Origin of the sequence: Endoryza foliicola, assembly GCF_050589245.1 — a bacterium.
GTDB classification, from domain to species: Bacteria; Bacteroidota; Bacteroidia; order Chitinophagales; family Chitinophagaceae; genus Endoryza; species Endoryza foliicola.
On sequence record NZ_JBOBEW010000007.1, the window covers coordinates 90995 to 106764 of the forward strand.

Annotated in this window: 14 protein-coding genes; 6 read left to right on the forward strand and 8 right to left on the reverse strand. The window is 40.6% G+C overall.

The window, feature by feature from the left end; all coding sequences use genetic code 11:
* Positions 1 to 3030 (reverse strand): tetratricopeptide repeat protein, encoded by a 3030-nt coding sequence (locus ACQ2HE_RS15825; RefSeq protein WP_430896880.1) that lies wholly within the window; start codon positions 3028 to 3030, stop codon positions 1 to 3.
* 151 nt (positions 3031 to 3181) lie between these two features.
* On the opposite strand from ACQ2HE_RS15825, the gene ACQ2HE_RS15830 reads away from it, so the two are divergent.
* Together ACQ2HE_RS15830 and ACQ2HE_RS15835 are read left to right on the forward strand one after the other, a co-directional pair.
* A complete protein-coding gene (locus tag ACQ2HE_RS15830; protein WP_430896878.1) occupies positions 3182 to 3592 on the forward strand; it encodes a DoxX family protein in 411 nt (136 codons plus the stop codon).
* Between the two features lie 25 nt (positions 3593 to 3617).
* A complete protein-coding gene (locus ACQ2HE_RS15835) occupies positions 3618 to 4028 on the forward strand; it encodes an acyl-CoA thioesterase (RefSeq protein ID WP_430896876.1) in 411 nt (136 codons plus the stop codon).
* 87 nt (positions 4029 to 4115) lie between these two features.
* On the opposite strand, the gene ACQ2HE_RS15840 is transcribed toward ACQ2HE_RS15835, so the two are convergent.
* On the reverse strand, positions 4116 to 4544 hold the full coding sequence (locus ACQ2HE_RS15840) for a DUF6526 family protein (protein WP_430896874.1): 429 nt from the start codon (positions 4542 to 4544) through the stop codon (positions 4116 to 4118).
* Positions 4545 to 4825: 281 nt separating this feature from the next.
* Between ACQ2HE_RS15840 and ACQ2HE_RS15845 the strand changes: the two genes are divergently transcribed.
* Together ACQ2HE_RS15845 and ACQ2HE_RS15850 are read left to right on the forward strand one after the other, a co-directional pair.
* Complete coding sequence (locus tag ACQ2HE_RS15845; protein WP_430896872.1) at positions 4826 to 6112, forward strand: CinA family nicotinamide mononucleotide deamidase-related protein; 1287 nt, start codon at positions 4826 to 4828, stop codon at positions 6110 to 6112.
* 189 nt (positions 6113 to 6301) lie between these two features.
* Complete coding sequence (locus ACQ2HE_RS15850; RefSeq protein ID WP_430896870.1) at positions 6302 to 7654, forward strand: dihydrolipoamide acetyltransferase family protein; 1353 nt, start codon at positions 6302 to 6304, stop codon at positions 7652 to 7654.
* Here ACQ2HE_RS15850 and ACQ2HE_RS15855 read toward each other — a convergent pair.
* A complete protein-coding gene (locus ACQ2HE_RS15855) occupies positions 7601 to 7951 on the reverse strand; it encodes a hypothetical protein (RefSeq protein WP_430896868.1) in 351 nt (116 codons plus the stop codon). The two genes, ACQ2HE_RS15850 and ACQ2HE_RS15855, sit on opposite strands and share 54 nt — an antisense overlap.
* 107 nt (positions 7952 to 8058) lie before the next feature.
* Entirely contained in the window at positions 8059 to 8559 is a 501-nt protein-coding gene (locus ACQ2HE_RS15860; RefSeq protein ID WP_430896866.1) for a histidine phosphatase family protein, read from the reverse strand.
* A gap of 113 nt (positions 8560 to 8672) precedes the next feature.
* Between ACQ2HE_RS15860 and ACQ2HE_RS15865 the strand changes: the two genes are divergently transcribed.
* Positions 8673 to 9383 carry a hypothetical protein gene (locus ACQ2HE_RS15865; protein ID WP_430896864.1) on the forward strand — a complete coding sequence of 237 codons (711 nt, stop codon included), beginning with the start codon at positions 8673 to 8675 and terminating at the stop codon, positions 9381 to 9383.
* A 55-nt stretch (positions 9384 to 9438) separates the two neighbouring features.
* Here the strand turns inward: ACQ2HE_RS15865 and ACQ2HE_RS15870 are convergent, their stop codons facing one another.
* The 4 genes from ACQ2HE_RS15870 to ACQ2HE_RS15885 all read right to left on the reverse strand — a co-directional run bounded on the left by ACQ2HE_RS15870 (position 9439) and on the right by ACQ2HE_RS15885 (position 15190).
* Positions 9439 to 12375: an alpha/beta hydrolase family protein gene (locus ACQ2HE_RS15870; RefSeq protein ID WP_430896862.1), complete on the reverse strand. Its 2937-nt coding sequence runs from the start codon at positions 12373 to 12375 to the stop codon at positions 9439 to 9441.
* A gap of 318 nt (positions 12376 to 12693) precedes the next feature.
* Entirely contained in the window at positions 12694 to 13578 is an 885-nt protein-coding gene (locus tag ACQ2HE_RS15875) for a DMT family transporter (RefSeq protein WP_430896860.1), read from the reverse strand.
* Positions 13579 to 13614: 36 nt separating this feature from the next.
* Positions 13615 to 14370, reverse strand: a complete 756-nt coding sequence (locus ACQ2HE_RS15880; protein ID WP_430896858.1) for a polyprenol monophosphomannose synthase — start codon at positions 14368 to 14370, stop codon at positions 13615 to 13617.
* A gap of 52 nt (positions 14371 to 14422) precedes the next feature.
* Entirely contained in the window at positions 14423 to 15190 is a 768-nt protein-coding gene (locus ACQ2HE_RS15885; RefSeq protein WP_430896856.1) for an exonuclease domain-containing protein, read from the reverse strand.
* Between the two features lie 358 nt (positions 15191 to 15548).
* On the opposite strand from ACQ2HE_RS15885, the gene ACQ2HE_RS15890 reads away from it, so the two are divergent.
* Entirely contained in the window at positions 15549 to 15674 is a 126-nt protein-coding gene (locus ACQ2HE_RS15890; RefSeq protein WP_430896854.1) for a hypothetical protein, read from the forward strand.
* Positions 15675 to 15770 lie beyond the last annotated feature (96 nt).

The following is a 15770-nucleotide window of genomic DNA, read 5'->3' on the forward strand; positions in this document are numbered from 1 at the left end:
TTAGCGGTTTCCTGAATTTCCATTTGCATCAGCAGCAGTAGCTTCAGACAACTTGCGTTCTGCTTCCAATCGAATGGATTCGATTTTGGCATTGTCCACTACACTCTTATAGGTAGCCTTCGCATTGAAATAGTCTTTTTGTTTCATGTAAATATCACCAAGCAGTAAATAGGCTCTGGTTACCCATTCTTCATAGGAGCCCGATTTATTAATGGTTTCGAATGCTGCTTTCTCAGCATCACCCAAACGATTTTGAATGAATTGACAGTTGGCGATTTCATAGCGCGCTTCGGCACCATAGGCAGCCTTACTCAAAGAGGCAACGTTGCGATAAGCTGTAATAGCGTCGGTATAGTTACCGGAAGCTTGGTAAGATCGAGCTACTGCCAAATTAGCTAACACGCGGTCGTCGGTTCCAACATTCTTTTGTGCCAAGAGTTCCTGTGCATTGGCCGTTGCTTCAGTCCATTTTTTCAATTGAAACTGACTTCTCAGCAGCCCGCGCATGGCTTCCATTTTATTTTCTTGGGTGGACCCGAATTCTTTTAGCAAACCAAAGTATTTCTCTGCTTTCTCATAGTTCTTCAAGTCAAAGAAATTCAACCGAGCTGCTGTAAGTAAAGATTTTTCTGCAAATTTATTGGGGGCACGATCGCCTAAGGCTTCATAACCTGCGGAAGCTTTCGCCCAATCTTTTTGATTGAAGTAGATCTCACTCTTATAATACAAAGCCTCCAAGGAGTATTTTCCATTTGGGTATTTGGCCAAGTAGTCTTCAAACTTCTTAGCAGCGGTTGGAAAATTGCCATTATTGAATTGTACTTCCGCCTCGTTATAGGCTAATTCTTCTTCTTGCGTATTGCTCACTTCTTTGCCCATATTGCGAGCAAAGTTTACATACTCTGTTGATTTTCCTTCTTCAACATAAATCACTTTTGCATTCTCCAAAGCTTCCTCGGCTTCGGGAGAATTGGGATACTGTTGCAGCAGGGTACTGTATTGTTTCAGGGCATCTGCATTATTGTCAACATTGTAATAGGCAATTCCCAAACGGAGATAAGCTTTTGGTTTTAAAGAGCCATTTGGATCGGTCAAAACATTCTTTAGGTATGGTATGGCTTCTCTGAACTGTTCATTGGATAAATAGCTGCTAGCAATCTCCATATTAGCATCCGGAATCAAACTACTGGTCGGATATTTCCGGGAAATTCCATTGAGCAAATTGATTTTTTCTTTGGAACTAGAGATCCCCGCAATCATGGCATTTTGGAAGGTAGCATAATCGCTTGCCGGCCAAGAAAAATCGAGCACTTTATCATACATTGACTTCGCTTTCTTGTAATCGCGGTTCATGTAATAACAATCCGCAATTCTCAAATAAGCATCCTGTTCCATTGAAGGAGAATTGATTTTAGGAGTGCCCGCCAAGGGTTCAAAGAATCCTTGGGCCTGCTTGTAATTTTCTTTTTTCAGAAAACAATAGCCTAGATTGTATTTAGCATTGGCCGGATTCACTTCACCGTTTACCATGCCCGATTTCAGGTATTCAAAATAATATCGAATGGCATCATCAATTTTCCCGGTTCGATAGGCTATTTCACCTTTCCAGAATTGAACCAAAGGGAGAACAGATGCATTATCGGGATGTGACTCGGCTCTAGTCAAAAGTTCATTGGCAGAAACCAACATGCCATCATTGATCAACTCTGTTGCTCTACCATAATAAATTCTAGGATATGATTTCTTGGCCAGTGGCGTGGGATTTTTAATGCCTTCAATTAAGGCGAGGGCATCTTTATAGTTATTGGAATTCGCCAATAAGTTTACCTGAAGTTCAAGTGCTTCCGCAGTATAGCTAGAATTAGGATAGAGTTGTTGGAATTTCTGAAGTTCAGAGATGGCAATGTCTTGATACCCTAATTCGAACGACAACTTCGCATAATTGTACATGGAAACTTCGCGTTGTTGTTCGTTACTGCTATTTACAGAGCAAAACAAAAAGGCGTTTCTGGCATTGGCTTTTTGTCCTAGTTTGAGGTAAGAATCGCCCAACAAATACATAGCACTTTGAGCCAGTGAATCTTCTTTGCCACCTAATTTCTTAAATCCTTCTACTGCTTTTGAATAGCTCTGAGCCTGATATTGACAATACGCCAGCTCATAAATATCTTCACGTTGTAGTTTTTCAGCTTTTGCAACATAACTCTCTAGGAATGGAAGCGCCTTTGCATATTCTTTCTGCATGAAATAGCCATGACCCACCAATTGTTGCATTTCCTTTTCATAAACCAAATTGCCACGCTTCAGTTTTGCTTCAGCATAATCGAATGCTTTCTTTTGATCGCCCTGCATAAAATAAATCACAGAGATATAATAAGGAGCAACCGTGCCGTAAGTTTGATGGTTATCGACTACCAAAAACGACTCTAAGGCATCCTTATAATTCTTGCTATAAAAAGCAATGAAGCCATAGTAGTAGTTGGCATCTTCATAGTTTGGATCCGATTTCATTTGACGAATAGCATCCAATAAAGGCTTGGCTTTGTCGTATTGTTGAACCGTGAAATATCCATACCCTTGATGGAACTTCTTTTCTGCAATTTCTTTGTTACTCAGGTGTTCGATGGAAGCTTTTTCGTAGAGTTCAATCGATTTAGTGAAAGCTTGTTGGCGAAAATAGTATTCAGCCAAATGAAAACTCATCATTTGAACGCGGGCATCATTCTCCTCCAAGCTAATGAAATCGGTGGCTTTGTCGGCTGCACCTCGTTCATTTTGCTTCAATCCGCAAACGATACTATAGTATTTGATTTCGATATAGTTCAGAGCCTGGTTACTGCGATCGGTTTCGCGCTGCGATAATTCGAGGTCGCGAAAAAGCGGATAGGCCAAGCTATATTGCTCACGCTGATAGTATTCTTTTGCTTGCTGAAAATTGGCTTGGGGATCCAATAGGATTTTCGTCTCCTGTGCTTTTAATCCAGTCAAGCCGCATCCTAAGAAAGCGAGAATTACGGTTATTTTTTTCATTCCTAAGTCCTTAAGGTGGGTTAAAGTTTCCTATTATTCCAAAGGTAACCAAACATCGTTCCAAACAGGTGTGGATAAGTGCATCAATTAACAATTCTTTTGTATACACTTCACAAAAACACATTTTGTATTTTTGCTGAAATCCAACTGAATGAAAAAAATTCTTACCACTGCTTACACTGATACAGGATTTAATATTGCGCTTCTTTTATTGCGAGGTGTTTTCGGTTTTACGATGTTCATCAATCATGGCGTACCCAAGCTAATGCAGTACAGCAGCCGTTCTCAATCCTTTTACGATCCTTTTGGTATAGGTTCGGAATGGAGTTTAATTTTGGTTTTGTTTGCAGAATTGTTCTGCTCTATTTTATTGCTCTTAGGCTTGTTTACTCGATTGGCTTTGATTCCATTGTTGATTACGATGGGTGTTATTCTTTTTATGTTAAATAAAGGCAAAGCTTTTTCCGAAAGTGAAATGGCCCTTATTTATGGGGTAGTTTATATGGTAATTATGATTGTGGGACCCGGGAAATACAGTGTAGATGCAGCGATGGGTCACTAATACGATTCTAAATTAATTATTTGAGATGTTTGAAGCAACAACAGAAGTTCGGGTTCGCTATGCGGAGACCGATCAAATGAATGTAGTGTATCATGGCAACTACGCTCAGTATTTTGAAGTAGGCAGAGCGGAAGCCATTCGCAAACTTGGATTTACTTATAAGTCGATGGAAGCGATGGGCATTATCATGCCCATTGTAGAATGGTCGGCAAAGTTTATTCGCCCGGCACATTACGATGAATTGCTGACTGTGAAAACGATTTTGAAGGAACTACCCGTTGATCACAGAATCGAATTCTTTCAAGAAGTGTACAACGAAAAAGGCAAATTGCTTACTTCCGGTAAAGTGGTGCTGTATTTTTTACAAGCCGATACCAGAGAAAAAACCACGATGCCGAGAGAATTGATGGAAGTGATGGCAACCTATTTTAATTGAGGAAACCAACTAAAGGGGAGAAAACGTACAACAGTAAAGTTGCACAAAATAACCTATTACGTAAAAAAGGAGCTTTTGCTCCTTTTTTTATGCTCGATGATGATCTGCTTTCCAATTTTTAATGGCCTTTTTAATGGCCTTACTGCGCATTTTCTCGTTTACCGCACGTTGCGCCAATTCTACAAACTCTTCATCCGGGGCGAAGCGAAGTGCAATGATTTGACTGGTTCTTAATTGCCGACTCAATGGTTTGCCGGTAAGAATATAGTGGCGTAAATTTTCTTCTGCTCTGATGGCTCTGTCTTGGGCTACAAGCGCAAACCTGCGCGCATACCAAAATATAGAGACTAAGATAAGCGACACTAAAATTAGTAAAGAAGCCGAATACGCGTTGTCTTCAGTTGATTTCACAAAATTCACGATGCTTCCAATCAGTAACGCGAGGATCGCAAAAGAAGTTACAAAATGCCACAACGGAACATATCGTGCGTGGCTCTTAAAATTTTGCTTTGACATGAGCAGCCTTTATTTGGTTCACCAATTGTTCTGTAAACTGTGATTTACTCCCTAAAGGGTTGCCAATCACTTACATAGCGACAATGTTAAACAATTTTGCTGATTTACAGTCAAAAAAATAGACTAAGTTTTTCCGCAAACAAAATAGCAAGGAAACAGCTAAACTCGGGGAACTTAAAATATACTAAAAAAAGAGCCATTTTCAAATGATGAATCTCAACTCCTGAAATCTTCAGGCTAAACCTTGAAGCCCCTACCTTTGTATTCTAAAAAAGTGAACCATGAATAGAGGACCTGTTTTAGCTACTATTATTACTATTGGCGACGAATTGCTGATCGGCCAAACCATCGATACTAACAGTGCCTGGATGGCACAGGAATTGAATAAAATTGGCATATGGGTACACCGAAGAGTTGCCATCGGTGATGTTTGGAAAGATATTTGGCAAGCGCTCGATGAAGAAAGTCAACTTTCCGATGTAGTACTCATTACGGGTGGGCTTGGGCCAACGGCAGATGATATTACGAAGCCTTTGCTTTGCCACTATTTTGGCGGAAAATTGGTTGTACACGAAGAATCGCTTCAAAATGTAAAACACATTTTCGAAACAATATTGAAGCGACCTTTAATTGAACGCAACCTAAAACAGGCGGAAGTTCCTGATGTGTGTACCCCCATTGTGAACAAAAGAGGCACTGCTCCGGGAATGTGGTTTGAAAAAGAGGTACAAGTAAAAGATGGCTCTCACAAAACAAAGTATTTTGTATCGATGCCCGGCGTGCCTCATGAAATGAAAGGGATGATGCATCATTATGTGCTGCCGCAACTTCATGAAAAATTTGAGTTACTACCTATCGTCCATAGAACGCTCTTGACAGCCGGTATTGGAGAATCTTTTTTAGCAGAACGCATTCAAGATTTTGAAAAAAACCTCCCTTCAAATATCAAACTTGCCTATTTGCCTAATTATGGAATGGTAAAGCTTCGGTTAACTGCCAGTGGAAACGATGCAAAAACGATCGCCGAATTGGATGCTTGTTTCGATATGCTCCAACAAGAAGTTCAGGATGTAATGGTCATCAACGAAGACCTTCCACTAGAAGCTGTTATCGGAAAAATATTGATTGAAAAAAAGCAAACCATCGCTACAGCAGAAAGTTGCACGGGCGGTTACATTGCTCACCTGCTTACTAGCAGGTCAGGATCAAGCGCCTATTACAAAGGGAGCATCGTTAGCTACGCGAATGAAGTAAAAGAAGAAGTATTGGGTGTAACAGCAGATACTTTAGAGCAGAAAGGTGCTGTTAGCAAGGAGACGGTAGTGCAAATGGTTCGAGGAGCCTTAGATACTTTGAAAACGAACTATGCGTTGGCTACTTCAGGAATTATGGGCCCTAGTGGTGGATCGCTCGACAAGCCGGTGGGTACCGTTTGGGTGGCTGTGGGCAATAAGGATAAAATTGAAACGCATTGTTTTCATTTCCGCTTCGACCGCGATCGAAACATGCAACTAACGGCTACAAATGCATTGAACATGATGCGAAAGTTCATCCTATCGAATAGCTAGTTAGTTTAAAATCAATTTATTACCTTTGTACCCGTAAAGTTGCTTGCTGGTACTGAATTACAGGCTTAAATCATTGATGCTGTGTTATTTAACTAACAGTTGATAGTTTTTGAGAAGACCCATAATTTGAGCATTTCTGTGAACCGATCGGCTTCAACCCTATTTTTTAACTCGTATTTTTAAACGCATATGGCAGTTGTTGACTTGATAATGCCGAAAATGGGCGAAAGCATCATGGAAGCTACCATCCTTAAATGGGTGAAGCAGCCCGGTGATGCTGTAAAGATGGATGAAACCATACTGGAAATCGCGACCGATAAAGTAGACAGTGAAGTTCCCTCTACGGCTGCCGGCGTTATAGAGTCGGTTTTGTTCAATGTAAATGATGTTGTTCCTGTAGGAACCGTAATTGCTAAAATAAGAACAGAGGGTTCCAATGGTGCGGCTGAAACGAAACCGGTTGCATCGGTAGTTGCTGAAAAACCTGCTGCGTCAGTTGTAACAGCAGCGCCTGTTGTAGAAGCACCGGTATTGGTAGAAACGGCTAGACCCGCAGCGATTTCAAATGGAGCACGATTCTATTCTCCACTGGTATTGAATATTGCTACAAGCGAAGGCATTTCAATGTCGGAACTAGAGCAAATTGCAGGCTCGGGCAACGAAGGTCGGGTTACCAAAAAAGATATTCTAGAATATGTAGCCGCTAAGAAAAATGGAGGCAGTTATACACCTGCTGCACCAAAAGCTGTGGCTACCGAAACACCAAAGCCTGCTGCAACTGTTGTTGCTGCGGCTACTACTCCCTCAACTCCCGTTTCAATTGCATCGTCTGGTAATGTTGAGATCATTGAAATGGACAGAATGCGCAAGTTGATCGCCAAACACATGGTAGACAGCAAGCACACAAGTCCACACGTTACCAGTTTTACTGAAGCCGATGTTACCAATTTAGTATTGTGGAGAGAGAAGGTGAAAAAGAGTTTTGAGAAAAGAGAAAATGAAAAAATCACTTTCACGCCTTTGTTCGTTGAGGCCATCGTAAAATGTATCAAGAAGTTTCCATTGATGAATAGCTCGATAGATGGTGAACGTATTTTGGTGAAGAAAGATATCAATATTGGAATGGCAACCGCACTTCCAAGTGGAAATTTGATTGTTCCAGTTATCAAAAATGCAGATCAATTGAATTTGTTAGGTTTGACCAAACAAGTAAACAATTTGGCAAATGCTGCAAGAAATAATAAACTGAAACCGGATGATACTACCGGAGGTACTTTTACCTTGACCAATGTGGGAACTTTCGGAAGTTTAATGGGCACTCCTATTATCAATCAACCTCAGGTTGCTATTTTAGCTGTTGGTGCCATTAAAAAACGTCCGATGGTAGTTGAAACGGAACAAGGAGATTCCATTGCAATTCGTCATATGATGTATTTGAGCATGAGTTATGATCATAGAATCATTGACGGATCTCTTGGAGCTTCTTTCTTAACGGCGGTGGCCAAAGAATTGGAGGCGTTTGATCCCAATCGAGAAATTTAATTTGAAATAGAAAAGTCCTTCATAGTGAAGGACTTTTTTTATGCTTTGCATTGCCGGAGATTGATGATTTTCTAGTTTTTTTTCACCGCGGAGCGCAGAGAATTCGCTAAGTTTTTCGTTGCGAACCGTTGCGTACTTTGTTTCTTTGCGGTAGAGGGAAAAGACTGAATATTTGGAGTGCTTCTTTACCGCAGCGGCGCAGCGATCGCAGCGTTTTCGAAGCGCTGGCAGTCTCTCCGAATTTCCGCCCTCCTCGTCTCCTCTTATCCTTGATTCCTGTTCTCCCGGCTGTTTCATTATTAATTATTAATTCTTAATTATTAATTATCCAGGCTATTCCATTATTAATTATTACTTATTAATTATTAATTACTCCCGGCTGTTCCATTATTAATTATTAATTCTTAATTATTAATTATCCGCGGTCCATACTTCTTCGCAACAAAAGTCTTCTTTTTCCCTCTCACTCGAATAATGAATAGGTTGTCGTATTCCCAATCTTTAAAATCACCGGGAACCACTTTTTTCCCCATCACCCCATTTACAATATCATCAATCGTATTACTATGCCCAATAACAAGCGTATTTTTTTTGTTTTGTAGAAGAGAATTATAGAACAATGAATCGGGTCGTGGACCATAAATTCTGATACTATCCTTGAAAAAAAGAGCGGTAGGAATTGCGGTAGATCTCGTACGATTGGTATTGGTTGAATAAATGATTTGTATTTTCTTGCTGCTCAAGCTGTCTCTTAAAGCATCGGCACGAATGCTTCCTAATTCTGTCAATGAAGGATCCGGATCATTTGAAGCAACTTTCTCAGCATGCCTAACAACATAAATAGTATGGGTGCAAGAAGTAGCGAACACTAACACTACTAACAACAATTTTACTACTAGACGCATGGTATTTGATTTCGTTAAAAATACTAAAAAATGATCCCGACGCGTTTAAAAATTGAACAGCGGTATTTTGATTGAAAGATTTTTTGTAAATTCAGAATAGAAAATCTTCGGTTATGAAAACATTATCTGAAACCTGGTTTGCCGACGGGTATATCGATTTTGAGCTGAAGAAGTATACCCTTCTCGCCTATCTGAAAGAGATCTCGGAACATTTCAATGAGAATAAACTTTATCCTCAATTGGCAGATCTCATTTTTCATTACAACAATCTTGTCTCTTTTCGCGAAAACAAACGCTTTCTTCAAGACCAGTTTCCAAAGCGTTTTACAGGCATTCAATTGCAAAAATTAGAACTCTTGTATGAACAATTGGTTACAGATGATGAATTGATGCAGGAGCTTGAAGAAATCATTCAATATGCTTCTAATAGGATGAAATACACGATCACTAGTGGTACTGAAATTTATGAATTCGTTGAAGACAAGCTAAACATCTATCCCATTGGCTTAGTACCCATTGAATCGAATGAAGGGTATTTCTTTTTAAGCAGCGGTGAGCAACTCACCACGCGTATCTACCGCTATCGCTTGAATATTATTGAAAAGCAACAAGAACGTTATCGTACCATGAAAACGGAGTACATGGGCGATTATCGAAGAAGCTTTGTAAATACCTATGAAGGAGTGAAGTTGAATTTGATTAAAGAGCACAAAGACCTTCCTAATCCGGCTGTGTATACCATTGAAACTGAACTTCAATTCCCAATCGACGAAACCTTGCTGCCCATTGCAAAAAGAAGTTTGGTACGTTATATCATGAGCTAACCCGCTTTTCATAAGAAAAAAGGCTGTCGGAATAGTTCGCGACAGCCTTTTTCTATTATTCATTTACTTCTAATCCCCAATCTATTCCTTTATCAATAGCAGGAACGCCATCGGTCAACCATTTAGCAGGTTTTGCACCTTTTAAGTGATAGTCGAAAAATTGTCCTAAACGAACAGACAAGTCTTTTCTGTTTCTTCTCTCAACCAAGTTGTGATCTTCATCATTGTATTGTAGTAACCACACTTTTTTATTCAATCTGCGTAAAGCAGTGAAGTATTCAATCCCTTGGTACCAAGGAACTGCACCGTCTTTATCGTTGTGCATGATTAACAATGGAGTAGTCACTTTATCAGCTGCAAATAAAGGAGAGTTTTTCAAATACAAATCTCTTCTTTGCCATAAAGTAGCACCGATACGACTTTGAGTTCGTTCGTATTGGAATTGGCGGTTCAAGCCACTTCCCCATCGAATTCCACCGTAGGCACTAGTCATGTTTGCCACGGGTGCTCCGGCACCGGCTGCTGCAAACATTTTAGTTCTTGTAACAAGGTAGGCTACCTGATATCCACCCCAACTTTGCCCTTGAATAGCCATTTTTGTACTGTCTACATAAGGCAATTTCGCCATGTACTTTGCACAAGAAACAACACTGTTATAGGCACTTTCTCCGGGCTCACCGTTTTTGTAGTAAATATTGGGATCTACAACAATGTATCCATTACTAACGAAATAAGGAATGTTCACTGTTGAAGCTGAAGGCGCGGGTGCACGGTAATTGTACAAACCGTCTGCATCTCTTTCGTAGAAATAATAGATCACCGGATATTTTTTCTTCGGGTCGAAGTTCTCCGGTTTGAACACCAAACCTTCCGCTTCTTTACCATCGAACATTTTCCATTTGATGAGTTCCGCTGTTAGCCAATTGTAGGAATCTTGCTGTGCCGCGATATTTGTAAGTTGCGAGAAACCTGCCAATTCTTTACTAGCATATAATTCAGCCGATTTAATTGTAGACTTCTGAACCAAATATGTAGTTGCGTTTTTGGCTTTGGTAACTGTCATCACACTTACTTCTTGCATGAACTTCTCAAAAGGAAGCGCATTGGACCCCAGTTTCAAAGTATAGATGCCCGACTTTTTGTCAACGGTATTGAATGCTCTAAGCAACAATTCTTGACCATTTTCTAGGAAACGTTCTTCAGGATTGGTTCTATTGTAACGCAGTTCCATTTTATTCTTTCTTCCAACTCCCATGGTAATGTTCACGGGTGGTTTGATTCCTTCTGGATCCAACCCCCAGATGTCGTACTTATCATAGATATATACCATTTCATCATTTGCTAACCAACCTGCAACACCGTGTGGTGGTGGATCATCGGGATGATCGTCTTCTTCATCCCAAATAGGAGCTTTTACTCCTTTCGAAATGGCCGCAGTTTTTCCGGTTTGAACATTGTATGCGAAATAGGTTTTGTTCAGCCAGTTGTACCAGAATACATACTTACCTGAAGGCGATGCGCTGTATTGACCACGAATGGTATCAGCTATTTTTTTTCTGCTACCATCTTTGGTACTTACTATATAAGCAGACATTTTGCTGAAACCTTGCCACTGATCGGCTATGCGATAACCTTTTGATGTAGCAGCAAGCACATAATCAGCATTACCCTGATTTACAGTCTGTACAAAATCATCATCGCTGTTTCCTAACCATACAAACGACGCTGCTCCTTTATTGAAAACCGCCAATTGACTTCTTCTCAAATCAGCTTGAACTTGCAGTAATTGTTGAGGCTGTAAGTTATCGTCGTTGTAATGCCAAACGTCTAATCGGGCAGTTTCAAAATCGACTAGGGTTGTGTCTTTCGGCTTGCGAATGTTCGCCCATCCAAAGTAAAGTTTAGATCCGTCTTTACTGAATTGATTGTTGAAATCAGGGCTTACGGTGAAGCCATTGCGAACGCCAGTGGTGGAACGATCGGCTTTTACAACAGCTTCTTTCATACCCTTTTCAAAGTAGATAAGCTTGTAGAATTTCTGTAAAGCTTTGGCAGCACTGTCTCGTTCAGCTACAAACACAACTTGCTTGCCCGCATCATCGAATGCATAATTCTTCGCATCATTGAATTTCTTGAAAATAGTATCGGCTTTGAAATCTGAAGTATTAATCAATACTACGGAAGCCTGTATAGTACTGTCGCCGGTTTTCTTACTGGTTTCAATCAGTAAAGTTGATCCTTGTTCATCGAAGAGGTAATCTGTTACTAATTTGTATTTCTTTTCCTCTGCTGTTTTCAAATTGCGCAACACCAGTTCTGTGCCTTCTTCAAAAGGATCTTCCGGAGTTTTAGGCGTAGCCGGGCGATCTTTTTTAGCAGGTGCCAGTACACTGATTCCTTTTGTTTTTGCTTCGAGTGCTTTTGCTCTTAAACTATCAGCTACACGTATTAGGCTGTCGGCCATTTTAGTAAGGTTGTTCAATTGCGTTGCTGAATCGGGTGCTACGCGAGGCTTAGGAGCTTCAGGCAATGATTTTTCATTCAAATAGGCGATCCAGTTTCCTTCTCCTTTTGCCGGAGTTTTGAAAGATTTTACACGAGCAATTTTCAACACACTGTCTTTTCCTAGTTCAACAATTGCCAGCGTATCTTTCGGCATATCGTCAGGACGCTTTTTCTTTATGCGTGCATCTCGGGTATCCTTGAACAAAGGACGTATTCGAAACACTACAAAACGGCTATCGGGGCTAATAAAAGCTCCATAGCCGCGTGGCACTTCTTTTTTATAGGTATTCTCCAGTGATTGGATCACAAGCATACCATCTCCTTCTTGTGGATTAATGGAATACACTGCGTATTGTCCGTTGTTGGAAATTTGACGCTCGCCTAGTGATTTCCAGCCATCATAAACGCTGTGATCGAGCGGCTTTTTCTGTGACATGGCTGTAAGTGCAATAGCCATGAACAGGAATAAGACCTGAATTTTTCTCATGTTTCTCAATTTTGGTGCTTAAAGTTAAGGGCTGAACAGCGGATTGAGAGATGGAAGGGGAAAGATTTGATGAATGGCAAAGTAATTAATAATTAAGAATTAATAATTAATAATTAATAATGGAACAGCCGGGAATACAGGAGGGAGGATGGAGGAGACGAGGAACGAGGAACGAGGAAATACGGAGAGACTGCCAGCGCAAAACTTAGAACTTAGTACTCAAAACTTGGTTCTAAAACCCAAGGCCTAAAACCTAAAGCCTATTGCCTAAAGCCTAACAATTATGAACCATTGGGAAGAAAAGTTCAAATTAAACAACTAGTTTCCGGAACTAGGTTTATGCTGTTTATATACACGCCAAGTTTGTGCAATTACAGCGAAAATGATAAGGGCAAGGCCGATGTAGAATTCAGTTCCCAATAGCTTGTTTTCTTGAAATATGAGAAATGCCAGTATGATGCCATACACAGGTTCCAAGTTATAAGAAAGGTTTACAGTAAAAGCAGAAATTTTCTTAAGAGCATTAGCAGACAATTGAAAAGCCCACACGGAACAAAGCCAAGAGAGCACGAGTAGCCAACCCCAATCGCTTGTTGTAGGCAAATAATAGGCTGCCGGGTAGAAATAGAGGTATGCGGGCAACACTAACATAACGGCTAAAAATCCGCCTGACAGCTCCCAAGTCATTAGTGTGGGAGCATTCATGCGTTGCATGAGTTGACTATTAAAAATCGGGAAAAGGGCGCCTAGAAAGGCAGATATGATTCCAAAAGCAATCCCGGTTTTTAACGAAGGATCGAAATGAAAAATGATATAGATGCCCGCCATTACTAGAAGTCCAAAGAACACTTCGATCCACACAAACTTTCTTCCCACAAGGAGCGGTTCTAAAACGGCGGTAAAAAATCCAACTGCTGAAAAGCAAACCAAGGCAACAGATACATTCGAATATTTAATAGCACCAAAGAAACTGATCCAATGAAGTGCTGCCAGAAAACCGATGCCTAGAATCTTGATCTTATCTTTTGCTGAAATGGATTGCAAACTTTTCGTGAGCGAAAACAGTATCCACATGGTAACAGAGGCGATCAAGAGGCGGTATCCTACTAAGAGTGCTTCATTCAAGGTGATGAGTCGACCAAGAATTCCGGTTATTCCGGCTAAGAGCACGGCAATATGAAGTTGGATGAAAGATTTTCGCATAGCAGTTTGGGGCTTGTTTCAAGAGGCAGGAAAGGATTAGGAGCTAGGGGCCACTTTCTTTACACGATTGCGGTAGTCTTTGAACAAACTGTGCCAACGCAATCGAAGCACACCCAGGATCCCTTCCTTCACAATTCCTTTGTGCATTTTAGAAGCCCCGAATTTACGGTCTTCGAAAATGATTGGAACTTCCTTTATAGTAAAGCCGAGTTTCCAAGAGGCGAATTTCATTTCTATCTGGAAGGCATAACCTAAAAAAGTAATTTCATCGAGGTTAATGGTTTCGAGCACTTGATTCTTATAACAAACAAAACCGGCGGTAGTATCTCGAACAGGCATCCAGGTAATGATGCGTGTATACAATGAGCCGCCTTTCGACAAGAAAATTCGATCCCAAGGCCAGTTTACTGTTCCGCCTCCTTTTACATAGCGAGAACCGATGGCCACATCTGCTCCGCCTGTTTTACAGGCTTGGTAAAGTCGGTCTAAATCTTTGGGGTTGTGGGAAAAATCGGCATCCATTTCGAAGATGAATTGGTAATTCCGAGCTAAGGCCCATTTGAAACCGTGGATGTAAGCGGTTCCCAATCCGAGTTTACCCGTTCTTTGTTCGAGGAACAATTGCCCTTGGTAATTGTTCATCATGGAGGTAACAATAGCGGCGGTGCCATCGGGCGAGCCATCGTCGATTACCAACACATGGAAACCTTGATTCAGTTGAAATATGGCCTCCAAAATAGCGGCTATATTCTCCTTTTCGTTGTACGTTGGTATGATGACTAATTTTTCCAAAAGATTCGAACTAAATTAATGGATTCATTAGGAACCGAAGCCTATTGAACTGTTATCCTTTCTTTAATAATGTTCTATTGAGGATCTCTGTGAGTTTTTGTTTGGTATGAAGCGGGAAATCGCCCTTCATCATCCAATCATAGTATTGAGGCTCCGATTTCAACACATCGGCAACCGGGCGTCCTTTGTGCTTTCCGAAGTTGAAGACTTCTACCCCATTTTCGAAAGTAAAGCGGCGAGCAAAATCAACGATTGCCTCTTCGCCAATTACTTTCAACACGCTTTCGAGTGAATCGCCGAGTTGAGGATATTTTTCCAATTGTGCCAAGAAAACCTCCCAAGTGGCAGTTGCATCCGCTTCCGCACTATGAGCATCTTCGAGGCTTTTATTGCAATAAAATTTATAAGCAGCGCTGAGAGTCCGTTGCTCCATCAAATGGAAAATGCGTTGTACATCGAGCATGCGACGATTTCTAACATCGAACTCTAATCCAGATCTAAGGAATTCTTCTGCCAACAATGGAATGTCGAATCGATTAGAATTGTATCCGGCCAAATCGCAATTCTCAATGAACTGCTTTATTTCATTTGCTACTTGTTTGAACGTGGGTGCATCTTTCACCATTTCATCACTGATCCCGTGCACATCCGATGCTGCCGTTGGGATCGGCATTTCCGGATTGATGAGCTTGCGCTTTACAATTTTTGAACCATCGGTTCCAATTTTTACGATTGCAATTTCAACAATACGATCGCTTCCAAGATTCACGCCTGTAGTTTCCAGGTCGATTATGGCCATTGGCCTGTTGAGTTTCAACATTAGGCAGAGTTATTTTTAAAAAAGGAAAAGGTTTGAATACAATTTCCAGCTCGGCAAATGTACAAATTAAATAGCGAAGGGATATAAGCGCTGATGCCCTTTTGGTCGAAAAATATTGAAATACAGTATTTTAAGGTTGTTTTAACCCCTCATAAGGGGTTGAAATGCGCAATTTTAGTTGTGAAAATACCTTTAAAATAGGCATGGTACTTGCATTTATCGAAAGGATGTATTTATTTTACATCATCCTTTTTCCAATCCCTCTAGAAATTCTTTTCATCCGCTCCTTTGAACTACCTGGTGAGTTCCGAGATTCCTATTTCATCAGGCTTATTTCAAACTATATAAATACCACAAAATGAAAAGAACATTCGTACTTATCGTGATTGCTATCGTAGCAGTTGTTACCGTAACTTCTTGCGTTTCAGCTAGAGGTGGCCGTGGAAACGGTTGCTATGCACACAAAGGTTATACCGGATATTAATTTTTATAAGATATTTCAAGGACGGTTATAAATGAACGTCCCGCTGCATTTTTGCAACGGGACGTTTTTGTTTCCCTTTATAGTAACTGAAAAAAT